Raw genomic sequence first — 23,807 nt, 5'->3', positions numbered from 1 at the left:
CCCTACAGCCGGCACGATGTTAATGGTAGGGACATAAGGCTTATGCCGTTTTTTCGATAAGATAAGCTTATCACTTTAACTCCAATATAACCAAACTTGGGAGCTTTCTTTTCACTGATTACTGATTACTGTTTACTGCTCACTGAAAAACCCCCACCCCCCCACTTCCCCTGAAAACTGGATTAAGCTAGGCTCTAAGACCGCTCGACATTGCTGAATAATTCAGGATCGAGGGTGGGTAGTTCGATATCTTTTTCTGCTGGGGAAGAGGCCAACTGGAAGCGGTTTAAGGTTTGTTGAACGCGATCAAAAATGGTGATTTTTTGCTCGCTATTGTTCTGGGGTTCGGGAATAGGTTCCACTTCTAGCGGAGGCTGAATCCCAGAGGCCGGTTCGTTAATCTCCTTTGTCTCTGGTATGGTGGTTAGGGGAGATTCGATCGCTTCAGGGGTTTCCTCCACCTTTTCGATTGTTTCTGTCTCTACTGGTTTTTCTTCCACGATTGGGCTTTCTGGCTCAATAACAGGGTTTTCTTCCACGATTGGGCTTTCTGGCTCAATAACGGGTTTTTCCTGCTCAATAACAGGGTTTTCCTCAACTACGGGGCTTTCCTCAACTACAGGGCTTTCTGGCTCAATAACGGGTGTTTCTTCCTCAATAACAGGGTTTTCCTCAACTATGGGAGTTTTTTCCTCCTCAATAACAGGGGTTTCTGGTTCGATAACAGGGGTTTCTTCCTCTGGAGTGGGAATAGTTTGATAGTTGGGATCAACGATGCTACGGGCAATTGTAGGGGATAAATCGCCGCGGACTAATTGACTGAGGCCGTCTTGGTAAGAGGGATCAAAGCTAATCACGCGCACGCTGGTATTAAACTCGTTTTCGACTTTATTTCCCTGACCATCGATGAATTCTAGTTGTACCCAGTTATTGCCCTTGGCAAAACCCTTGAGATAAATCGGTTCCCAAGTATCAAGCAGAAAACTGTCACCGTTGACAGTGACACGAATGCGCCAATCTTGAAGATTATTATCTTCGTTGGCAGTATTGGACAGACGTAGGGGAGCATTACTCAGATAAAAATCGAGCAGGATCGGTTCTGCACCGTAGATTCCTTGCGGACTACTGTAGGTCAACAGGGGTAAGTTATAATCAGGGGCATTTTTGCCTGTTTTTGTCAGAATATGAAAGGTTGTTTCAGCGAAGGCCCCATCATTTTTAAAACTTTCCTGCCAAGGACGCAGGGCCAAGACGCGCAGGGTATGAGTACCTGGGGCAAGATTTTCTAGGATAATCGGTTGCTTGAGGTCGTAAATAGCTGCTGCTGGTTCATTATCGACAATTAGACTCAAGTGGGGTCCTAATTTCAGGGTATCGTCTTGGAAAATTGGCAGATCTGACACTTGTAGTTTAACTATCACCTGGGTGTCATCGAAAACTTGTTCGGCCAGAGGACTGAGAATCGTTACTTGGGGAGCGTAACGCTCTAAACTGGGGCGCAGTTCCTGAATTAGGGCCGGGGGAGCAACCTCAGAAATGCGGCCTTGGACGACGGGAAGATTAGAGGTTTCGGAAGTGGGGAGATTGGTAGCCGTCAAGCGATCGCCACAGGCAGTTAACAGAATGGTCAGTAAACCGATCACAAGACATATACGAAGGGTTTTGACTGGGATTAATTTATGTAGTAGGGATAGCACGTTCCTCCTAGAGCCAAGGCCAAAATCTATACAAACCATTGATTTTTGCTAGAGTCATTGAATGCTCTGGTGTCAGCAAAAGCGCGAGAAGATCAGGTTATGGCCTCAATTTTACAGAATTGTTTGATTGTTTTTTGAGAATCTATCTATTGAATTTTCTATATGGTCTGGTGAGGGAGAAAAAGGGGAAATCGGCTTCTGGGGCGACAATTAATAAACTTTTGTAAAGAAAAATTACCGGTCTGACCCTGACTAAGACCGTCCATAGCAGAAAATGTCTCTCCTATCAAGGATTGAGAGAATTTTAATTATTGTTAAGCACAACGAACAGAGGAGAGAACAAAGACTTATCATCTACTATTGATGCTTTCGACTGGAATCTCACCCAAGAGGAAAGTCAAGCGACATTAACAAAAGGTGGGTCAGATTTCAACTTGCCTTTTTTAGGTTAAAAAATCTATCCTCAAATAAAACGCTAAGTCTATTGTCGAGAGAGGAGAATCCTCATGGCACTCCCCCCCAAAGAGGCGGTAGCTAAAGTGATTGTAGATAAAGACCCAGTACCTACTTCCTTTGAGAAGTGGGGTCAACCGGGGCATTTTGATCGCACTTTAGCCAAAGGACCCAAAACCACTACCTGGATTTGGAACCTACACGCCAACGTCCACGATTTTGATAGTCAAACCAGCGATCTAGAAGATATTTCTCGGAAAATCTTCAGCGCCCACTTCGGACATCTCGCCGTTGTCTTCGTTTGGCTAAGTGGAATGTACTTCCACGGCGCGAAATTTTCTAACTATGAAGCTTGGTTAACCAACCCGCTGGCCATCAAACCCAGCGCCCAAGTGGTCTGGCCGATCGTCGGTCAAGGCATCCTCAACGGCGATGTGGGCGGTGGTTTCCACGGTATTCAGATCACCTCTGGTCTGTTCTACCTCTGGCGCGCCTCCGGGTTCACCAACAGCTATCAGCTATACTGCACCGCTATCGGTGGTTTAGTGATGGCGGGCCTGATGCTGTTTGCTGGTTGGTTCCATTACCACAAAAGCGCACCGAAACTGGAATGGTTCCAAAACGTGGAATCGATGATGAACCACCACTTGGCGGGTTTACTCGGCTTAGGTTCCCTAGGTTGGGCCGGTCATCAGATTCACGTTTCTTTACCGGTGAACAAACTCCTCGATGCGGGAGTCGCTCCCCAAGACATCCCCTTGCCCCACGAGTTCATTCTCGAACCGAGCAAGATGGCGGATTTATATCCCAGTTTCGCCCAGGGTTTGACCCCCTTCTTTACCCTTAACTGGGGTGCTTACTCGGATTTCCTCACCTTCAAAGGTGGCTTGAACCCCGTGACTGGTGGTCTCTGGCTTTCCGATACCGCTCACCATCACTTGGCGATCGCTGTATTGTTCATCATTGCTGGTCATATGTACCGTACCAACTGGGGTATCGGTCACAGCATGAAGGAAATCCTCGAAAACCACAAAGGTCCCTTCACCGGTCAAGGTCACAAAGGACTGTACGAAATCCTGACCACCTCTTGGCACGCTCAGTTAGCGATTAACCTGGCTCTCTTAGGTTCGCTAACCATCATCGTGGCCCACCATATGTACGCCATGCCGCCCTATCCCTATCAGGCGACTGACTACGCCACCCAACTATCCTTGTTTACTCACCACACTTGGATCGGTGGCTTCTTAATCGTCGGTGCGGGAGCGCACGGAGCGATCTTCATGGTACGGGACTACGATCCGGCCAAAAACGTGGATAACCTGCTCGATCGGGTGATCCGTCATCGCGACGCAATTATCTCCCACCTGAACTGGGTATGTATTTTCCTCGGCTTCCATAGCTTCGGTTTATACATTCACAACGACACCATGCGGGCTTTTGGTCGTCCCCAAGATATGTTCTCGGATACGGGAATTCAACTACAACCCATCTTTGCCCAATGGGTACAAAGTCTCCACACCCTAGCCCCCGGCAACACCGCTCCTAACGCTCTCACTACCGCTAGTTATGCTTTCGGTGGCGACGTGGTAGCAGTGGGTGGCAAAGTGGCCATGATGCCGATCACTCTCGGTACTGCCGATTTCCTCGTGCATCACATCCACGCCTTCACCATCCATGTCACCGTGTTGATTCTCCTCAAAGGGGTTCTCTACGCTCGTGGTTCCCGTCTGATTCCCGATAAAGCGAATCTCGGTTTCCGTTTCCCCTGCGATGGTCCCGGTCGCGGCGGTACCTGCCAAGTTTCGGGTTGGGATCACGTCTTCCTCGGCCTGTTCTGGATGTACAACTCCATCTCGGTCGTAATCTTCCACTTTAGCTGGAAAATGCAGTCCGATGTCTGGGGAACCGTCGCCCCCGATGGCACTGTCACCCACGTTACCCTTGGTAACTTCGCCCAAAGTGCCATCACCATCAACGGTTGGTTACGCGATTTCCTCTGGGCGCAAGCAGCGCAAGTCATTAATTCCTATGGCTCCGCTCTGTCTGCCTACGGAATCATGTTCCTAGCCGGTCACTTCGTCTTCGCGTTTAGCTTGATGTTCCTGTTCAGTGGTCGCGGCTACTGGCAAGAATTAATCGAGTCGATCGTCTGGGCGCACAACAAGTTAAGAGTTGCCCCCGCTATCCAACCTCGCGCCCTGAGCATCATTCAAGGTCGTGCCGTTGGTGTGGCTCACTACCTCTTAGGCGGTATTGTCACCACTTGGGCATTCTTCTTGGCCAGAAGTCTCTCGATTGGCTAAACTTGCCTATAAGGGCTTGCCAGTCCCCCGGGGATTGGCAAGACTAGGCTGAACAAGCGTCGATTGACCGATACCTCTGTAAGCGTTTCCTATTACAGTGGGTGAATTGAAAAAAGGAAATAACCAGCACTCGTGTAAGAGCCTCAGTTATTTAGAGAGGAGAATTTCCTAAACAGCTATGGCAACTAAATTCCCTAAATTTAGCCAAGATCTAGCCCAAGATCCGACCACCCGTCGGATTTGGTACGGGATCGCCACAGCCCACGATTTTGAAAGTCATGATGGCATGACGGAAGAGAATCTCTACCAAAAGATTTTCGCGTCGCACTTCGGCCACATTGCAATCATTTTCCTGTGGACTTCCGGCACTATATTCCACGTCGCTTGGCAAGGTAACTTCGAGCAGTGGATCAAAGATCCCTTAAACATCCGTCCCATCGCCCACGCGATTTGGGATCCCCAGTTCGGTAAAGGCGCTGTAGATGCCTTCACCCAAGCTGGCGCTTCTAACCCTGTTAACATCGCCTATTCCGGGGTTTACCACTGGTTCTACACCATCGGTATGACCTCCAACCAAGACCTATACCAAGGTGCGGTGTTCCTGCTGATTCTCTCGGCGATTTTCCTCTTTGCTGGCTGGTTACACTTACAACCTAAGTTCCGTCCTAGCCTCGCTTGGTTCAAAAACGCTGAATCTCGCCTGAACCACCACCTCGCCGCTCTGTTCGGTGTTAGCTCTCTGGCTTGGACCGGACACCTCGTTCACGTTGCTATCCCCGAATCCCGCGGTCAGCACGTTGGTTGGGACAACTTCCTCTCCACTCCCCCCCACCCGGCGGGTTTACTACCCTTCTTCACCGGTGACTGGAGTGTGTATGCAGAAAACCCCGATACTGCTAACCACATTTTCGGTACTGCCCAAGGCGCGGGAACTGCGATCCTCACCTTCTTAGGTGGTTTCCATCCCCAAACCGAGTCCCTCTGGTTAACCGATATGGCTCACCACCACTTGGCGATCGCTGTGATCTTCATTGTGGCTGGTCATATGTACCGCACCAACTGGGGCATCGGTCACAGCATCAAGGACATCCTCAATGCACACAGACCACCCAGTGGTAAGTTAGGAGCCGGTCACAAAAATCTTTATGACACGGTTAACAACTCTCTCCACTTCCAACTCGGTTTGGCTCTCGCTTCTTTAGGCGTGATCACCTCTCTGGTGGCGCAGCATATGTACGCGCTACCCCCTTATGCCTTTATCGCTAAGGACTACACTACCCAAGCGGCTCTTTATACGCACCACCAATACATCGCTGGTTTCCTAGCGGTGGGTGCTTTCGCTCACGGTGCTATCTTCTTCGTGCGTGACTATGATCCCGAAGCGAACAAAGATAACGTGCTGGCGCGGATGCTGGAGCATAAAGAAGCGATCATCTCTCACCTAAGCTGGGTTTCCCTTTTCTTAGGTTTCCACACCCTCGGCCTCTACGTTCATAACGATGTGGTCGTCGCTTTCGGTACTCCCGAAAAACAAATCCTGATCGAACCTGTGTTCGCTCAATTCGTGCAAGCAGCTTCGGGTAAAACCCTGTACGGCATGAACGTACTGTTGTCTAACCCCGATAGTATCGCTTACACCGCCTATCCCAACTACGGTGATGTTTGGTTACCCGGTTGGCTAGACGCGATCAATAGCGGCACTAACTCCCTCTTCTTAACCATCGGTCCTGGCGACTTCCTCGTTCACCATGCGATCGCTCTTGGTTTACACACCACCGTTCTAATCCTGGTTAAAGGTGCTTTAGACGCTCGTGGTTCCAAATTAATGCCCGATAAAAAAGACTTCGGGTATTCCTTCCCTTGCGACGGTCCCGGCCGTGGCGGTACTTGCGACATCTCTGCTTGGGATTCCTTCTACCTAGCCATGTTCTGGATGTTGAACACCTTGGGTTGGTTAACCTTCTACTGGCACTGGAAACACCTCGGTGTCTGGTCGGGTAACGTGGCTCAGTTTAACGAAAACTCCACCTACCTGATGGGCTGGTTCCGCGATTACCTCTGGGCTAACTCGGCTCAGTTAATCAACGGTTACAACCCCTACGGTGTTAATAACCTTTCTGTCTGGGCCTGGATGTTCCTCTTTGGACACCTCGTTTGGGCAACCGGTTTCATGTTCCTGATCTCTTGGCGTGGTTACTGGCAAGAGTTGATCGAAACTATCGTTTGGGCTCACGAACGCACTCCTCTGGCGAACCTCGTTCGTTGGAAAGACAAACCCGTGGCTCTCTCGATCGTTCAGGCTCGTTTGGTTGGTTTAGCTCACTTCACCGTTGGCTATATCTTCACCTACGCCGCCTTCTTGATCGCTTCCACTGCTGGCAAGTTCGGCTAAACCTTGAATTAGGTGACTAAAAAACCCCCCGCCCATTGGTGGGGGGTTTTGTTTATGATTGATCATAAAAGCGCGGCTCAATCTCAAAAATCTATGCAGTGGGAAGAATTAAAACAGCTTTATGATCAGGACTTTGTTTTGTGGATTGAGCGAACCACCGAACAAATTCGACGCGGGGAGATGAAAAATTTAGATTGGGAACATCTTTTAACGGAGATAGAAGATTTGGGGCGAGAACAAAGAAACCAAGTGGAAAGCTATCTAATTCAAACCGTTAAACATTTATTAATGTATCAGTATTGGCTGACTGAAAAAGGTAATTGTGGCTGGGGATGGGCCGATGAAATCGATAATTTTCGTCTAGAACTAGAAATTTTATTCCAGTCAAAAACCCTCTACAATTATGGGGCTTCTAGGCTAGATATAATTTATGATAAAGCCAAGCGATCGGTGATCAAAAAAACTGGTTTATCTGTTGATACGTTTCCGCAAGTTTGTCCTTATACCTTTGCAGAAATTATAGATTTTGATTTTTTACCAGTTCAGAACACGAGAATTAAAGGCAAGAAAGAAAATTATCGTTATAATGAAGTTGTGGCTTATTCTTGAATCAGCTTATTCTGTCAGCGATAGAGTATTATGGGTCAAAAATCTTACGAAGTTTTCCAAGCAGTGGAAAATAAAGCTAACCTTCTAGCGGGTTATTGGGGTGACTTCAAAACGGAGATTATTCAGCATTTGCCTGAATCCTATCATGGTGAAATCCACGAACTTTCTAGTAATCTAGAGAAAGCTTTAGAAGTTTTAATCAATGAATTGCGCCATCCTACCCTGATTTTAGCGACGACTGGCACGACGAGCAGTGGGAAGAGTACCCTAGTTAATTTCCTCTGTGGTGCTGATATTGTGCCGATGGCACAGCGAGAAATGAGTGCAGGAACAGTTACCATTGAGTATAGCGAAGAAAAGACTTTAATTATTGAAAAAACACCGGGGGCGTTGTGGGAATGCGGGAAATGGGAAAAGATTAGCGACGAAGATATTTATAGTCGCTTAAAACAGTTAATGAAGGCTTATATTAAAGCCAGAAAAAAACAACCTGATTTAGCTTATCCTCGATCTATTATTTATTATCCTTTTAGACTGGTTAAAGATGAAAGTTTCTTAGAATTGCCTAAAGGGGTTAGAGTTAAATTATTAGATTTACCCGGGTTATCTTATGTAGGAGATGAGGGAAATATTGGGATTATCAAACAATGTCGTGAAGCTTTATGTTTAGTAACATATAACAGCGCAGAAACAGATCCTTATAAAGTTGATAATCTGTTATCAGAAGTTGTTGATCAAGTTAAAGATTTAGGCGGCTCTCCTGCACGAATGCTATTTATTTTAAATCGTATTGATATATTCAGATCAGATGATGATTGGCAAGAAAGTGAAAGTGAGTTTGTTGAAGAAACGACTGAAAACATTAAGGAAAAACTGATCGAGAATTTAAGAGAATATACAAAAGATATTGAAAATTTGAGAATTGTAAAACTGAGTACATGGCCAGCTTTATTGGCTTTACAAATTCAGGATAATAAGAAATTGCTTCAGGATCTGTTAGAGGAATTACCTAAAAGAGAGGAAAATTGGTCAGAGTATGATCAAACTAGACTTGAGAAAGTATTAAAACCCTATGAGCAAGCCATAGATAACTTTCAAGTTTTAATTAAAGAAATCATGAAGCGAGGAAACTTAAGTCTTGATGCTAAACAATGGACTATCTCTCAACAAGAACAAATTGCCAAAGAGTTATTCAAACAATCCTATGCAGAAGAATTTGAAAAGAAACTAAGCAAGCACATAGCAGAACATTTTCCTAAATTAGTTATTCCCCAAGCTATAGAAAAATTTAATGTAGCGGCGGGAAATAGTATTGCACAATGGGCAGTACAAACTACTACGGCAATTCTTAACAGTTCGGAAGAAAATTATCAGCAAGAATCTGAATTGTTATCACAAACAAAAGAAAATCTTGATTCTTTTCTCCAAGCTAGTGATGCCAAATTAAGACAGCCTCTAGCCGTTTTTGAAAAATTAGATATTGATACCAAAACAGCCGATAATTTAGTAGCTAGTTTAAGAGAGGCTATCAATGAACTTCAATTTACTCCCCCTTATGACCAAATTCAAGAGAAATTAGTTCCCTTAGTTGAGTGGAGAGAGGCACTAAAGACTGTTATTAGAAACGTCTTAGAAGCAGTAGTTAAATCTTTAGATAATGGCAGAGTTGATTTGGACAATATCAACTTTAAAAAGGCCAATGTTAATCAGGTTAATATGCTAAAAAACAACTTGGATATCCTGATTCAATTGGGCTATACAGGTTCAGATGCAAGAAATGGTTTATTAATCACAGCAAAAAGGGATAAAGAGAAATTAAGTCTTCAAATAATTAAAAAAGAGTTAAATAATTTATCAATTAATCTAACTATCATATTATCGCAAATATTAAAGAGAGTGTCTGCTCAGGAGATTAACAGAATAGAGGAATCTGTAGCTGAATTGTTTAGATTTCATATTAAACATATAGAAAAGGGTGCTGAAGAAAAAGCACCAAATTTTGTTATAAAATTTCCACAATCTGAACTTAATACATTTACTAGAAAACTGGAATTTGATTTTAATTTGGAGTCTGATATTGAAATCAGTTCTGGTACTTACAGAAGTTTTAAACACTGGCTATGGATGAAAAAAAAGGAAAGCATGATTGCAGAAATTCCAAGCACTGAAACTCTTTTACAGAATTGGATTCATCAATTCCAGCAACAGGGCGAACCTGAAATGTTATGTTCAATGTTTGAATGGCTATTAGAACAGATTGATAATTTAAAAAAAAATGTAGATCATAAAACCCATGACATTTTTAATAGCTATTTAGCCAGCCTAGAAAAAGCTCAACAGGAAATAACTACTAACTACGAGGAAACACAAATTATATGGAAACCTATCCAAGAAAGAGCTAAATTTTTAGAACAAAGCCTTGCGGAATTAGAAAATTTTGAAAAAGAGGAGGTGAATTAGTGAATAATAAATATTTTTCGAGTATTTGTAAAGATGTTTTTGCAATTGTGTATCCAAAAATAAAATCTAAAAAAGGAGGTGTACTCTATCATGTTTTAAGTATTATTCTTGAAAGAGAAGAATCTCAGAGAGATGATCTATGTCGTTATTTTGGAATTAATCAATCCTCTTGTTTAGATGAAGATAAAAGGTTGTCTGGTGAATTTCTTAATGATGTAACAAAGCTCGTTTATGTAGAAAGGCTTAAATTCGGGGACTTTAATTCAACAAATCTTGCAACTGGCATAAGTGATATCTTAGATAACGTTGATCTAACAAAATCAAATCAATCAAAGGAAGAACGCCAAATGGAATTAATTATTACAGTAGCTTGTTTAATGGTAGGGGCATTTACTTGTTTTAAATATCTACAAAGGACTCGTTCTAAAAATGAAATTAGTCCGACAGCTTCTTTATGTCTAGCTGTTCCTGCATCAGAAGTTTATAATTTACATGAAGGGTATGATCTTAATAGAGATGATGTTGTAAGATTAATTGATTGTGCTACAGAATTTTTATGTGTGCCAGAGTATAAAAAAATATCTGTAGAGACTATACCGGAGGAAGGACGCTCTCCTGAAAGTCGATTAAAATTCTACGTTAGAATTAATCTCAAAAATGGAGGTAATATCATTGGTAAAGAAACTCAGTATGGAATGAAGCGAGAACTTCCACTTAATGTAACAGGAAAAGTTATACAGATAGGGTTTCTCAAAAATGTCTCTATTCTCAGAGAATTCAACCGTATTTAAGGAGTTAATTTAATGGATTGGAAATCGGCCTCATCCTACTATGAAACCCGTCTCAGTGATGTCTTAAATATCCAACATTTTGCCGTTGACTTAGCCAAACTTCCCCAAGCTGAAGTTCCCTCTAAATTAACAGAAATCCTCCTGCAAGAGGCAATACCTGCTAACCGTCAACTCGAAAGACTGAGAAAAAGAGAATTTCGTATTGCTGTGGTTGGCTTAGAAAAGGCGGGAAAAAGTACCTTTATTAACGCATGGTTAGAATGTGATTTACTTCCTGCCAAAGGAGGAAGATGTACCTTTACCACCACGCAAATTTATTCCGTTAAAAGCGAATCTGAACAAAGATTAGAAGTGCAAACCCGCAGCGAAGAACAATTTATTCATCTTCTCAAAGAATTAGAAACCGTTGGCGCAAAAGAAGACTTAAACACCATTAGAGAAAACGAAATCACCCTAAAACAAGTCAGACGAGAAGGTAATTTAGTTATTCCTTTTACTCGACTAGAAGACATCCGAGAACAACTAAAAAAATACGTTGCTGATGAAAAATACGCCCATGCGGTCCTAGAAGCACGACTTTATACTAATAAACTCGCTCAAGCAGAAGGAATCGTCTTTTATGATGTTCCTGGTTCAGATTCTGGGTTAGCCAAGCACGTTGATGAAGCACAACAAATGTTATCAGACTGTGATGCAGTCATCGTGATTCAGCGTTTTCGCAGTATTAGAGAAGCCGAATTAGAAATTATTAAATTTACCGAACAAGGTGATAAGAATGTCACCATTGCTGATAAGTTATTTGTCTTTTTAAGTCATATTGACTCTCTTGGTAGCCCAGAAGCCCTTAAAACTCATATTACAGAAGCCTCTCAGGATTGGTCAAAACGCGCTAATTTACCGGTTAATCGCATTGTTTCTGGTTCAGCAGGAGCTTATTTAATCTTAAATAATCTGGCGGAAGAACCTACTCAATTAGAAATCGGAAAAGCCAGCAATATTCAAGATAAATTAAAAACTTTGACTGGAATTATAGATGATGAAATGTTAAGAACTCAAGCTACAGGAATCCCTGAAATTAAACAAAAAATCTTTAATTATATTAATACTGAGCGAGTAGCAATTCTCAAGAAACGCTGTGAAGCTTCCATTGATAAAATTGTCAGCACCTCAGAGGATATTCACCATTTTGTCAGTCAAAGATTTCCCGAAAATCCTGAAGAAGCACAACGCTTTGAAGAGGAAAGAAGAAGAATTGATTTTTCAGAATGGTGGCATAGAAAATGGGAACAGATAAAAGCTGATTTACAAAACTTTTATGAAACATCTGCCATTAACAAACCCTTAGAAAAAGTTAATAACGAATCTTCTAGTAGTATCGAAAAGTTTAAAGAACGCTATGGGCAACTGTTAGCCAGTGAAATGGCAAAATTAAGACAAGAAACTTTAAGAAAAAAAGAAATTATTTTTGATGCAAATTCTTTTCCAGACTTCGACAAGGCAAAAGCTAATTATGCTTGGCGGGATGACTTGTATGGGGATGTTAGAAAATTTTTGGATGCCCTTGCTCGACAATTAGCGGCAGAATTAAAAGATGAAGCCTTAAAATTAGTCGATTATATGTCCTCCTTATTATGGGGAAGTTCTCAAGTAAAAGAACGATTAATTGGTTATTCAGAACAGGAGTTTTTAACTCGCTTAGAAAATAGCTTATCAGTGTTATTTTTAAGATTTGCTCGTCCCGTTGCTGAAGCATTAATTCGCGGTCCTGTTAACAGTGATACCCGCAGCCAAATTGTCAAATCCTTAGGGGTTGATGTGGAACTGATTGATAACTATTATCAAGGAGATGAACCTGCTTTTAGAGTCTTAAAAAAATACGTTAAGTATGGTTCTGATTTACTCTTTAATCCTAATCTTCGTCAACAGGTGCTAGGTGTAACAGAAATTGCCAAAAACGTTATCGGAATGACGGTAGATACAGTTGGGGTTAATTGGATCGATTTGGCTGACCAATTAACCCCACCCAGAGAGGTTGTTACCTTTGAAGTAACTAATGATATTAACGCTTTTGAAGAATATCTACGCCATGGTATTTTTGAAGCTGCAGGATTTGAGTCCTACTGTATTCAAGAATTAAGAGGATTAGTGGATATTTTTCGAGAAAAAGAAGGAACATGGGCAGGTGTCGCCCAAAACGAATGGTATAAGGAGAATCCTCAGCTTGTAGCAGAATTACCCGCTAATTTGAAATCTCAAGAATTTAATTTAGAAGTTAGTGAACGACTGAGACAATTGGCAATTGCCTTGAAAAGAAATAGTTCCTCTTAATAACGTCAGTTCGGGTTAGGGGAATTTTCTCAGGACTCGGACGGGAGAAGGAAAGTTTTAACCCGGGACAGGATCAAGCTTTCAGCTAATCCAGGATTCGGGTTAAATAGACTCTAATAGATTGTATCCCGTTGACGGGCGGGGCGATCGAGGGATTTAATCGCCGTTTCTAACTCCTCGAGGGTCAAACAGGTACCGCCCAAGGCCCCGGCCATAGTGGTAATATGTTCTTCCATGAGAGTACCACCGAGATCGTTGCAACCCCAGTTTAAGGCTTCTGTCGCCCCCTGTAAGCCCAATTTTACCCAACTGGGTTGATGATTTTTAATGCTATTGCCCAGATAAATCCGCGCCACTGCTGTTAATTTTAATGTATCGGCTAAAATTGGTTGATCCCGTCCGACTCGATTTCTCAGGGGTTTGGGGGCCGATTGTCCCACAAAAGGCAATAAAATAAATTCGGTGATTTTAGCCGGATAATTATTTTCTAGGGCGATTTCTTGCTGTTTTCTAATTTTTTCAAGGTGCTGCACCTGTTGACTAGGGGTTTCAATATGACCGCAGAGCATGGTACTGGTGGTATGTAACCCCAAGCGATGAGCAATACCGACTATTTCTAACCAAGTGGCGGCATCGATTTTTTCTGGACAAATTACCCGTCTTACCTCATCCACTAACACTTCGGCAGCCGTCCCCGGTAGAGAATTCACTCCTGCTTCTTGCAGGGAAGCGATAACTTTTTCGTAACTTAAACCGTCTTCTCTAGCGATAAATTGGACTTCTTGGGGCGAAAAAGCGTGTAAATGCAGGTCAGGAAAAGCTTGTTTCAGGTTTTTAACAATTTCGAGGTAATAGTCTAAGGAATTGCCCTTAATCTTGGCTTTTGGGTTTAATCCTCCCTGCATACAAATTTCTGTCGCCCCACGACGGACGGCATCCGCCGCTTTAGCGATAATTTCCTCTAAATTAAGCCAGAAGGCCCCTTCTTCATTTTCATCGCGTCTGAATGCACAAAAACTGCAATGCTGCTCACAAATGTTACTAAAATTAATGTTGCGATTGATCACGTAGGTGACGGTATCTCCCACCTGTTGACGACGCAAAAAGTCGGCCGTTTCCCGAATCTGGGCAATTAAACGGTTATCGGTAGTTTCTAGCAAGATAATCGCTTCTTTTGCCGATAAATTCGCCCCTGACCGCGCTTTTGCCAAAATATCGGTTACGGGTGCGGTGATGGAGGAGTTAGTCACGGGAAATAAATATTGAGGGTTGCCGATCCTAATTGTAGAACGAGGTCAGAAGGAACAGTAAAGAAAGAGAGCCGATTTAATCCTTTTTCTGTTCCCTATTCCCTTGTCTGCACGCGGTAATTTCCGGTTGAGAGCCTTTATTGCAGGGTGGTTTGTTTTTCCTGTTCTTTTTGTTGACGTTTTTTCTTTTCCGCTTCTAGAGCATCTTCGATAACCTTGAGCAGCTGATCCATTTTATCGAGATTACCGCGATAAACATCGAGGTCTTTTTGCAGTTTTTCGCTGGAGAGATGCAGAATTTCTGAGAATTTTTGCAAAATTGGTTCGCGTTTTTCTTTTTCCTTGATTATGTCTGGTTGTGCTTCGGCTAAAATAGTATAAAGACCGATGGCAAACAGGCGACTATACTTAAACTTAGCCGCGTTGATCACCGAAACTAAACTATCAGACAACTGATTGTTACCACCTAGGGCAGGGTTTTGCAGTTGGGAAAGCAAGGAATCAATATTAGTTTCTTTGGCAATAGCGATCATATTTTCGGCATCATGACGATAGACTTCGGGATTACCGTTAACCGCTTGGCACAAAGCATTAAAAATATTCGGTTTATCTTCCCCCGGACGATAGCCTTCCATGAACTTCTCGAAAGAAGTAACCACACCAAGAGCATAAATTGGATCATAATGGAAATCTACATTAACAGAGAGCAGGTGCATCTCGACTAATAATTCCTCAACCACGCGCCGATACACCGAATTGATGGGGCGGGTGTGGCGAGTATAAAAATCACGCTTACTATCGGAAACAGTACGAATTTTGTCCACAGAACCAAACTTCATAAAAATTTAACACTGCTCTCATTTTCCCCCTTCTCGTTCCCCCTGACAAGGCCGGTGATCACCAAAGAGCCACCAGCAGTCAGTCCCCAGAGAGCAAAAGAACGAGTAAGATATAAAGATAAGGATATGGAAAAATCGAGATAATTAGCCGATACTGCCTCTACCAATCGCTTTTTTACTTTTCACTTTTCACTTGACTATATGGCCAATCAAGACGACAAAATCAAAATTATCACTGATAACCGGCAAGCACGCCATCTCTACGAGATTTTAGAGACTTTTGAAGCGGGGGTGCAGTTGCTGGGGACCGAGGTTAAATCTGTGCGCGCTGGTAAGGTAAACCTGCGGGATGGTTACGTTTTAGTCCGCAATGGTGAAGCGGTGTTAATTAATGTTCATATTTCCCCCTACGAACAGAGTAGCGAATATTTTAATCACGACCCGCGCCGGACGAGAAAATTGTTGATGCACAAAAAGGAAATCAGCAAACTCATCGGTCAAGTGGAACAGAAAGGCTTAACTCTTGTGCCTTTGAAGATGTATTTTAAAGGTAGTTGGGTAAAAATCAGCATTGGCCTCGGTAGAGGCAAGAAATTACACGATAAACGCGAAGATTTAAAACGTCGTCAGGATCAACGGGATATGGCACGAGCGATGAAGCGTTAACCAAGACACTTATCGGACTGGCAAAGGTCTAGGTAAGAAACGAGCGAGTTTTGTTAGAGTTGAACTGTATTCGGCTCCTTGCAGCCATCACCATCCCCCTCACCTTGGATTGAAATTTATGTTAAAACTCTTGACAAAAGTAATTAAATATGCTAGGACACCCGCTTTGATCGCTCTATCCTTAGGGGTGGGTGCGGGAATTATTTTACCAAAAATAACTTTAGCCAATGGCAACCCTGGCCTAACAATTTTTAGTGGAGTCGATCGCAAGGATATATTAGATTATTTTTTGCAATTTGGCGGTCGTCCCAAGCAAATGGATCGTTATAAACTCTATATTCCCGCGAAAAAACTCTCCCAAGGGGCTTCAGCTTTTTTTATTTCCTATCCCGATTATTTTAACGGCCAGTTTGACACCAATAAAATCGAGGTACGCATCAACGGCAAATCTTTACCTTTAAAGGAAGTGGTTTGGGATAAGGATAGTCGCGTTATTCAAATTGTCCCCGAACAAGCGATCGATCCCACCAGCAAAGTTGAAATCGTCATGTCTAATGTCAGAAATCCTGAATTAGGCACTTATTACTTTACCTGTGATGTGACTGCCTCTGGCAATATTCCCGTCCGTCTCTACGTCGGTACTTGGATTGTCAGTATTGAACCTTAAACTATTTATGGGACTTGCGCTTTGATAATGTACCTTTTGGGCGAACGCAGTTCGCCCCTACATTGTGGACAAAATCCGTTACTGTAGGGGCAGCAATTCTCATTTTGAAATAAATAGAGCATTAACCCCGATTTTGGCATGGGCAATATAGTACAAAGTAACTATTTTTGAGGAGAGGCGGTCACTAAAAAAACAATTGGTTGGACAAATTAAGTATAAATACTCAAGCAATCAAAGGGGTTGGCTGAGAACGAACGGGGTTAATTCAGGAAGATAGTTCTGTTTTTAGAATAGGGAATTCAAGGGAAATAAAAATTTATAATTATTGTCAGCTAAGGTAAAATGGGTGAGATAGAAATCCACCAGCACGTCAAATTATTCCAAGATGGCTCAAAAAGCGGCAACCCTAGAAGTTTCGGAGTTAATGCAATTTTTACGTCAAGAATTAGATGATTTACCCGAGGAGAGAAAACCTGGAAATAATAGAAAATATGAGGTAGAAGATGCCGTGATGGCTGCATTTTCAGTCTTTTTTACTCAGTCGCCGTCTTTTTTAAACCATCAACGTTTAATGAAAAGTAATAAGGGAAAAGATAATGCTGAAAGTTTATTTTCAATTGAAAAAATTCCTGGGGATAATCAAATAAGAAATCTGTTAGATCCAGTGCCAGCCTCTAATGTCTCTAGGACTTTTCAAAAAGTCTATCAATGGTTAAAGGAAAAGGGAGTTTTGGAAAAGTTTCTCTACTTAGATGGAGAAATTTTAGTGGCGTTAGATGGCACAGAATATTTCTCATCCAAGAAAATTAATTGCCCTCATTGTAACTGTCGTAATCATCGAAATGGAACTACAACTTATTTTCATGGCTGTGTCACGCCTATGGTGGTTTCTCCTAAGCAAAAACAAGTAATTAATTTAGAGCCAGAATTCATTAAAAAACAAGATGGAAATCAAGAACAAGACTGTGAAAATGCGGCCGTTAAAAGATGGTTAAATAAGAATCATAAAAATAAGTATGGTTATCCTGTAACTCTTTTAGGAGACGACTTATATTCTCACGAACCTATTTGTGAATTAGCGGTAAAACAAGGTTATAGTTTTATTTTTGTTTGTTTAGAAACGTCGCATAAAACTTTATATGAATGGCTAGAATTTTTAGAAAAAAGTGGCGAAGTTAGGATCGTTGAAAAGAAACAATGGGATGGGCGAAAAAATCTAATTTATCGTTATCGTTATGCTTCTAGAGTTCCCTTAAGAGAAGGCGACTCAAGTCTCGAAGTTAATTGGTGTGAAGTGACTGTTATTAATGAGAAAACCCAGAAAACTATTTACCAAAATAATTGGATAACTAATCATAAAATCACGGAAAATAATGTCGAAGAAATTGTCAAAGCTGGACGCAGTAGATGGAAAGTTGAAAATGAAGGCAATAACGTTCTTAAAAATCACGGTTATAATTTAGAGCATAACTTTGGTCATGGTCAGAATCATTTGTGCGAGTTCTTATTGTCTTTGAATTTACTAGCTTTTTTATTTCATACCGTTTTGGATTTAGTTAATTACACCTATCAAAAGATTCGTGAGCTATTAGTAACTCGGACTTCTTTCTTTAATGATATTCGTACCCTATTAAAATTTATTTGGTTTAAGAATTGGTCGGAATTTTTCTCATTTATTCTAACCGAATATGTCCCATTTAAAAAAGTAAATTCTAGTTGAAAATGTCAGAACTCTTGAAGGAGAAAAAGAAAGTTGTTTATAAAAAAAACTAAAAATTTTGTTAGAATTTCATCCAGATTTATGAGTTGAAATCGATTTTTCATGGACAAAGTTCTTAAAACCTTTCTATCTCCAGCGTTGGATGATAATTATCTGTCAAAAAATAATGCTTCTACACAAGTTCTCTATTTAAATAAGAGAATTTTATCTGAATTTTTTTCAAAATGAGAATTGCTGCTGTAGGGGCGCAAGGCTTGCGCCCTCCGGATCGATCAGGTTTGCTGATCACCCTAAGTAGGGAGAGAGCCTTCCAGAGCCCCCGCAGCTAAGGGACTTGCGCTTTGATCCTGTGCCATCTAGCTGGTCTGATTCTTCTACAGAGCGATTTTCTGGCTGGGATATTATTCCCACGCAAGTCCCTAACTCCTCTAGATAAGTATTTTGGCTCACGCCCCTTCCTCTTTTGAGACGTTGTGACACTTAGGGTGCGGAATGTGGGTTAGATGTTAGTCACGACGATTGAAAATTGGTATATAATTCAACTAATTACAAATCGTTATTTTGAGGGGCTTTGCCATCGGGAGTGCAGATGACTTACCTATCCCAAAAACCTCTGATATTCGAGGATTTTTTACAAAAATATGGCAATGAATTTCGCTATGAATTAGCCGATGGAGAATTAATCGATATGGAACCGACCGGGCCGCATGAAACGGTTAGCGGTAAAATAGCGACCCACATCGGTATGGCTTTAATTAAAGCGCGAAAATCTTGGTTCATTCCCCGAACCTGTCTGATCCGTCCTTTTACCGATGCGGCCACGGCTCGTCGTCCCGATGTTGTCGTTCTCGATGAGACCGTTCTCGCCCTAGAACCCATCTGGGACAAAGAACCTGTAATTACCCTACCCCGATCGATTCAATTAGTTGTCGAGGTGGTCAGTAGCAATTGGGAGACCGATTACGCTCGTAAGGTGGAAGAATACGCGCTTTTTGGAATTCCTGAATATTGGATCGTCGATTATCGCGGATTAGGAGGAATTGCTTTTATCGGCAAACCCAAACAACCCACTTTTACCGTCTGCCAACTACTTGATGAAGTTTATCGGCAACAACAATACCGTTTGGGAGAACTGATTTCCTCTCCTATTTTTCCCGATCTTCAACTCTCTCTCAACGATGTTATGCCTCGTTGATTTGACACTCCCGTTGCACGACAGAAATTTACCATCCTTTTACCGAAATTACTCCTTACACTGATAGTTGGAAATTAGGAGATTTATCCTTATCATCGAGAAGTCAGTTAACTTTTATTTATGATTTAATCGAAGAATGGAAATTTGAGATGGTCTGGAAAAATGTAGCCCCTCTAAATGAAGAAAATCAAGAGCTTGTCCTACTGAATTAGTAGGGCAACCTCCTGAACAGTATGGAGATAAAAATTATTAAATTTTATTCTATTTTGATGTCAACTCTTATCAGGGAATTTCTCTGTGAGAGTTTTGCCAAAATAATATTGACACCAAAACTCGGCAATTTCTGCGACTAAAGGAGCGGATTCAGAAGTTAGTCCACTGCCACAGCTTGAGTTATAGCGTTCAGCATAATCTCTCGCCATTTGGTAACTCCAATAAGGATAATCTGAACTTGTCATACAGCGCAGGGCATCTTCAATTATTAAGGCATATTTATTATTGATGACACGAATTGGTGTTCCAAATCTTATGTGTCTTTCCCAACCTTGAATTTGTTCTAGTTGGGTTAACAAATTATACAAATCCTGCCTTTTATCTGGAGTTGGCCTTTCTAGGTAATCTTCCATTTTTTCAACAGCATGGTTAATTAGTTGGCAGTGTTCTGTCCAAGCTTCTTCTCCAAGAAAAGACCTAGTAGTTTGATTAGATTCCATCTGTTTGACTACCAATTTAGCTAGGTACAGTGCAAAATTAGCGGCGGCTTCTTCGTCTTGGCAAAGACTTTTGAGACTGGTGAGCCTTGTGACATTGAGGGCATATTTGGTTTGGTATAGTTCCCTCGCTGTCTCAGCCAATTTGCGAATTTTAGGAGCAATATTCTTATTAGTTTTAGTATCCATTATTCGTTTCTCATTATTTTTATTATACCTTTTAACAGTTCTTCGTTACTTGGTATGATTCGATCAGAGGGCATAAATTGACTAAATCCTTATCTGGCAACAGACTTAATTGATTAGTTCGCTCCAGACAAAATACTTGATAAAAATCGCCAAACGTCTTTCTCTATAAGAGTTCTATCTCTTATAACCCCAGTCCATTGTACAACACAAACTGAAGAAACAGACAGCAATTCTAAATTTGCCCTGTAGCAAGGCTTTTGGGAGTTAGTTCCCATAATACGGGGTAAAATTCAATGGGATGGCGAATTTCATTTCACGAGTTTTCGGGCTTCTGACGTGATAGTACACCCAAAGTTGCCCCAAAAATCCCCCTTTAAAATGTTCTTTAAATCCCTAAAAGGTTTGCTGTGTCTAAAACTGAGAATTGCTGAGAAACAGAAGAGCCGGCACTTTAGGGTGCGGAATGTGGGTTATAATGTCAATCAATTACTCTGGGAGCGGGAGCATCTCACCTTTGCAACCCCTAAATCAGGTTTTTATGTCAAGCTATTTTGAAAGCCTTGCTAGAAAACAGTTTTAGGAATAAGTATAATTACTCACTTGCATAAATGAGATGCTCCCTCTGGGATCTGGGAGTGTTTAACCAGTGTCCGTAACGTTAGTAATTATATTAGACAAGAAATTGAGGAAACCTTATCTCTACCTATCGAACAAATAGAAAAATACAAAACACAAAAACGACAAAAAGTAATTCAAAACACAAGCAAATATAATCAAAACCAGTCGAATCTTAGCCTTGGCTCTCAAGCAGTGTAAACGTATCTTAACAATTCTTGACAAAATGAACTTTATGTGAGTCGCTTACCCAGAGGACGATTCAGGTATATTTGAGGAGAATTGTCCATCTCAATTGTTAAGCAAAAATTAGCCAAATGGGTCGATTTCGTGACTATTCTGATTGACTGGTATAACCTGAAATGCCCATGCGGATTACAAAATTGGCCAATTGTCAATAGCTTTTGAGATTCTCTCACCCTAGGTTCTCAAGCTAATTCAAACTCATCCCAAAAATTTATTATGAATCCAGAAAGTTTCTTACTGCAAACGGAAGTTACATCCCTGATTTTAGCTCTCAATCCATTTGCTATTAGGGTAAATGTTGCCAGTGATCGCCAAGAAGTTCTAGAAAATGCTGGTATCGATATGGCATTTATCAGCAACCTGAGACAGGACACTAAACCTAATATATTTGCTCAGGCATTAGTCGCAGCGTTTAAAACCTATTGCGTCTCCAATCAAAGATTAGACTATCATCCAATGGTGCGCTTTCTCAAACACCTGTGCGAGTTAGCGCCAATTTATCAACTAGCAGATAAAGATGTGGCTTTATTCACCAGATTAGTAGAAAGGGGAGAAGAAAACCTCAAAGCTTTAACTGCCCGCAGTACGGTTGGTAGAATCGAATCACCGAAAGGTACAGGTATTGGTACTGGCGTATTAATTGGCAAGAAAATATTACTCACCTGTGACCACATTTTTACTAAAAGTCGGGCGCAACAAGCTTGGGTTCGCTTCAATTCCACTCCTAACAGTTACGATTTAGATTCCGATGTCTTTGAACTGGATCTCAATTGTGCATCTCGTTCCAGTCGAGAAGATTATGCCTTAATCCCCGTTAAAGGTGAACCGAAACAACAGACGGCGATCTCGATTGATGCCATATTAGATAGTGGGCAGGAAATTCGCCTGATCCACCATCCCCAAGGACAGCACGTTGTGGTTTCCGAATTGGGACAGGTAGTGCAAGTGGGAGAAGATTACATCGACCACAATATTAGTACCGACGAGGGATCCTCTGGTGCGCCCATCTTCAATCGGGACTGGAAATTGGTGGCGATTCATCGCGGACATCCAGGAATCTTGGGGCGAACTCTCGTCCCAGGAACGACATCAGGGCTTCCCCTGCGTAGCTTCTGGACTCAAATTGAATCTCACCTATCTTAATCGTGGTAAGGAATGCGCTTATGAGTTTGTGGCAAGATTTTGCAGAAATGTTCCGGCGTGACTCGAAGAAATATCAGGCACTTTTCCTGCCAGATTATCGGGTGGATGTGGCTTATGATGGGACGGGAATTAAAGCTGGAAAAGCTTACTGTCGCCTTTGGTTGGTGGAGATGCGCCTAGCAAGAGATGTGGATTGGTTTAAACAGCGTTATCCAGTGGTTCATGCTGCTATTCGCTTCAATTACGGCGGCAAACCCGTTACAGTCCCCTATCTGGCTGAACCAGGATATTTACGAGAATTAGCAGCCGATAACTTGGACAGAGTAATTCAGTGTAACTATCCCCTGACTCCTCTGTTTCCTTTCAATGAGGGTTTAGTGGAGTTACAGGCGGGTTTGTTCAGTTTGGCAGCGAGTGACCCCATTGGCAAGTTTATCAAGACGATGGGGCGGTTTTCTCAGTTATTGCCCGTGCCAGAATTTTCATCAGTCTTGAAGATTGCCGAACCTGTATATCGCGGCATTGAAGATTTAATTGGTGCGGGGAATAGCCAGTTAGAATTGGGGTATCAACAAACTTTCTCGGAGGAGGGAGGAGGGGGAAACAATGACCTAAGAGCAGGGTATTTTGTGGCGATTTTGGCAGAAGAAAATCAAATTAATGGGAGTACGCTTTGCGTGGTTAACGACAGTCTGAAGGTAGGTTCACCGGGACAGACGAAGGTGTTTGTGAGGGATAACAAGCCCCTAGAAGGCTATAGTTATATGCTCTTTCGGATTGAGAAGCGCACAGCACAGGATTGGGAGTCATTGCAAGGTATTAAAGAGTTAGTTAATCAGGCTCAAGATGCGGTTTTTAAAGGAGAGTATGAGGAGGTCAAAAAGACCCTATTGCCTGCGATTAGAGCAGCTATTTATCGTAGTGCTGATGTGACCAAATCTGACCGCCGTGCGATGGTGCTGAAGGTTGAGGATTATTTGCGGGAAATTGGCTTGCAAGGGGTAACGGAGGGAAAGCGCTCTCTTTATTCGATTATGCAGCGACCTTTACCAACTGTGGATGCAGAGACGGAGGCGGAATTGGCAGGGTTAGAAAGGTTATTTAAGTGAAAGGGTGATATAATTATTTATATTCCTAATGATTATTATGAATATTGGATAAATGTCTATTCCATCAGAAATTACTGCTCTTGTTGAGCAACTGAATCAGGAACTAGAGCTAACTGAACAGAAGGCTAGGGAGGGATTAACTCAACTCAGACAGATTATGTTACTTTTCCCCAACAACGCTTTATTAATTCAATTATTTGCCTATTTCAATACAGCTATGTTCTTCGTAGACAATTCCAGAAGGCGCATCCAGACTACAGTAGACCTCTTGCATAATTTTTTTATGGTATAATATAAGGTTTTGCTTTTTTCTCAATTCTTAGATTGAAGTGGAAAAAAGAATAAAATGTGATCTTAGGTCAGGAAATCATCTATAATTTTGCTATGTTTATTAGCAAAATTATGGATTATCAAAACTTATCAGA

The 23,807-nt window shown here is 41.9% G+C and carries 14 protein-coding genes and 3 pseudogenes; 12 read left to right on the top strand and 5 right to left on the bottom strand.

From position 1 onward, the window contains the following. Window positions 1–194: 194 nt before the first annotated feature. On the bottom strand, window positions 195–1,736 hold the full coding sequence (locus H6G40_RS17045) for a hypothetical protein (RefSeq protein WP_190538036.1): 1,542 nt from the start codon (window positions 1,734–1,736) through the stop codon (window positions 195–197). Between the two features lie 467 nt (window positions 1,737–2,203). On the opposite strand from H6G40_RS17045, the gene psaA reads away from it, so the two are divergent. The 6 genes and pseudogenes from psaA (at window position 2,204) to H6G40_RS17015 (ending at window position 13,033) form a co-directional block, all read left to right on the top strand. After that, the gene (psaA, locus tag H6G40_RS17040) at window positions 2,204–4,453 is read left to right on the top strand and encodes a photosystem I core protein PsaA (RefSeq protein ID WP_002734764.1); all 2,250 of its coding nucleotides are present in this window, start codon (window positions 2,204–2,206) and stop codon (window positions 4,451–4,453) included. 178 nt (window positions 4,454–4,631) lie between these two features. After that, window positions 4,632–6,845: a photosystem I core protein PsaB gene (gene psaB / locus H6G40_RS17035; protein ID WP_002732591.1), complete on the top strand. Its 2,214-nt coding sequence runs from the start codon at window positions 4,632–4,634 to the stop codon at window positions 6,843–6,845. Window positions 6,846–6,899: 54 nt separating this feature from the next. Continuing rightward, window positions 6,900–7,388: pseudogene (locus tag H6G40_RS17030) on the top strand (DUF29 domain-containing protein); the annotation flags it as partial. 96 nt (window positions 7,389–7,484) lie between these two features. Continuing rightward, the gene (locus tag H6G40_RS17025; protein WP_190538034.1) at window positions 7,485–9,914 is read left to right on the top strand and encodes a dynamin family protein; all 2,430 of its coding nucleotides are present in this window, start codon (window positions 7,485–7,487) and stop codon (window positions 9,912–9,914) included. Further along, complete coding sequence (locus H6G40_RS17020) at window positions 9,914–10,705, top strand: hypothetical protein (RefSeq protein ID WP_002733763.1); 792 nt, start codon at window positions 9,914–9,916, stop codon at window positions 10,703–10,705. The genes H6G40_RS17025 and H6G40_RS17020 overlap by 1 nt, the downstream gene beginning before the upstream one ends. A 12-nt stretch (window positions 10,706–10,717) precedes the next feature. Next, window positions 10,718–13,033 (top strand): dynamin family protein, encoded by a 2,316-nt coding sequence (locus tag H6G40_RS17015; RefSeq protein WP_002733186.1) that lies wholly within the window; start codon window positions 10,718–10,720, stop codon window positions 13,031–13,033. 113 nt (window positions 13,034–13,146) lie between these two features. Here the strand turns inward: H6G40_RS17015 and cofH are convergent, their stop codons facing one another. Both cofH and psb29 read right to left on the bottom strand, forming a co-directional pair. Next, on the bottom strand, window positions 13,147–14,283 hold the full coding sequence (gene cofH, locus H6G40_RS17010; RefSeq protein ID WP_190538033.1) for a 7,8-didemethyl-8-hydroxy-5-deazariboflavin synthase subunit CofH: 1,137 nt from the start codon (window positions 14,281–14,283) through the stop codon (window positions 13,147–13,149). Window positions 14,284–14,420: 137 nt separating this feature from the next. Beyond that, complete coding sequence (gene psb29 / locus H6G40_RS17005; protein ID WP_002732851.1) at window positions 14,421–15,107, bottom strand: photosystem II biogenesis protein Psp29; 687 nt, start codon at window positions 15,105–15,107, stop codon at window positions 14,421–14,423. Between the two features lie 216 nt (window positions 15,108–15,323). Here psb29 and smpB point away from each other — a divergent pair, with 216 nt between their 5' ends. The 4 genes and pseudogenes from smpB (at window position 15,324) to H6G40_RS16985 (ending at window position 19,370) form a co-directional block, all read left to right on the top strand. Further along, complete coding sequence (smpB, locus tag H6G40_RS17000) at window positions 15,324–15,788, top strand: SsrA-binding protein SmpB (RefSeq protein WP_002732921.1); 465 nt, start codon at window positions 15,324–15,326, stop codon at window positions 15,786–15,788. A 118-nt stretch (window positions 15,789–15,906) separates the two neighbouring features. Next, the gene (locus tag H6G40_RS16995) at window positions 15,907–16,455 is read left to right on the top strand and encodes a DUF2808 domain-containing protein (protein WP_002754207.1); all 549 of its coding nucleotides are present in this window, start codon (window positions 15,907–15,909) and stop codon (window positions 16,453–16,455) included. Between the two features lie 385 nt (window positions 16,456–16,840). Next, window positions 16,841–18,089: pseudogene (locus H6G40_RS16990) on the top strand (ISNCY family transposase). A 675-nt stretch (window positions 18,090–18,764) separates the two neighbouring features. After that, window positions 18,765–19,370 (top strand): Uma2 family endonuclease, encoded by a 606-nt coding sequence (locus H6G40_RS16985; RefSeq protein ID WP_123229997.1) that lies wholly within the window; start codon window positions 18,765–18,767, stop codon window positions 19,368–19,370. A 272-nt stretch (window positions 19,371–19,642) separates the two neighbouring features. On the opposite strand, the gene H6G40_RS16980 is transcribed toward H6G40_RS16985, so the two are convergent. Then, window positions 19,643–20,269 (bottom strand): hypothetical protein, encoded by a 627-nt coding sequence (locus H6G40_RS16980; protein ID WP_069475582.1) that lies wholly within the window; start codon window positions 20,267–20,269, stop codon window positions 19,643–19,645. 31 nt (window positions 20,270–20,300) lie between these two features. Continuing rightward, window positions 20,301–20,496, bottom strand: a pseudogene (locus tag H6G40_RS23410) (hypothetical protein). 850 nt (window positions 20,497–21,346) lie between these two features. Here H6G40_RS23410 and H6G40_RS16975 point away from each other — a divergent pair. Together H6G40_RS16975 and H6G40_RS16970 are read left to right on the top strand one after the other, a co-directional pair. Beyond that, window positions 21,347–22,273 (top strand): trypsin-like peptidase domain-containing protein, encoded by a 927-nt coding sequence (locus H6G40_RS16975; RefSeq protein ID WP_190538031.1) that lies wholly within the window; start codon window positions 21,347–21,349, stop codon window positions 22,271–22,273. Window positions 22,274–22,293: 20 nt separating this feature from the next. Continuing rightward, window positions 22,294–23,382: a hypothetical protein gene (locus tag H6G40_RS16970; protein ID WP_002734716.1), complete on the top strand. Its 1,089-nt coding sequence runs from the start codon at window positions 22,294–22,296 to the stop codon at window positions 23,380–23,382. Window positions 23,383–23,807 lie beyond the last annotated feature (425 nt).

This window comes from Microcystis viridis FACHB-1342 (genome assembly GCF_014698335.1).
GTDB lineage: Bacteria > Cyanobacteriota > Cyanobacteriia > Cyanobacteriales > Microcystaceae > Microcystis > Microcystis ichthyoblabe_A.
The sequence above is the reverse complement of the archived record's forward strand: the minus strand, read 5'-3'. Positions and strand labels throughout refer to the sequence as shown.

What these genes read in the sequence shown, in the direction of transcription:
- smpB (WP_002732921.1), top strand. Translation starts at nt 15,324, where the DNA reads ATGGCCAATCAAGACGACAAAATCAAAATTATCACTGATAACCGGCAA.
- H6G40_RS16985 (WP_123229997.1), top strand. Translation starts at nt 18,765, where the DNA reads ATGACTTACCTATCCCAAAAACCTCTGATATTCGAGGATTTTTTACAA.
- H6G40_RS17025 (WP_190538034.1), top strand. Translation starts at nt 7,485, where the DNA reads ATGGGTCAAAAATCTTACGAAGTTTTCCAAGCAGTGGAAAATAAAGCT.
- psaB (WP_002732591.1), top strand. Translation starts at nt 4,632, where the DNA reads ATGGCAACTAAATTCCCTAAATTTAGCCAAGATCTAGCCCAAGATCCG.
- H6G40_RS17045 (WP_190538036.1), bottom strand. Translation starts at nt 1,736, where the DNA reads ATGGTTTGTATAGATTTTGGCCTTGGCTCTAGGAGGAACGTGCTATCC.
- H6G40_RS17015 (WP_002733186.1), top strand. Translation starts at nt 10,718, where the DNA reads ATGGATTGGAAATCGGCCTCATCCTACTATGAAACCCGTCTCAGTGAT.
- H6G40_RS16980 (WP_069475582.1), bottom strand. Translation starts at nt 20,269, where the DNA reads ATGGATACTAAAACTAATAAGAATATTGCTCCTAAAATTCGCAAATTG.
- H6G40_RS16970 (WP_002734716.1), top strand. Translation starts at nt 22,294, where the DNA reads ATGAGTTTGTGGCAAGATTTTGCAGAAATGTTCCGGCGTGACTCGAAG.
- H6G40_RS16995 (WP_002754207.1), top strand. Translation starts at nt 15,907, where the DNA reads ATGTTAAAACTCTTGACAAAAGTAATTAAATATGCTAGGACACCCGCT.
- psaA (WP_002734764.1), top strand. Translation starts at nt 2,204, where the DNA reads ATGGCACTCCCCCCCAAAGAGGCGGTAGCTAAAGTGATTGTAGATAAA.
- H6G40_RS16975 (WP_190538031.1), top strand. Translation starts at nt 21,347, where the DNA reads ATGAATCCAGAAAGTTTCTTACTGCAAACGGAAGTTACATCCCTGATT.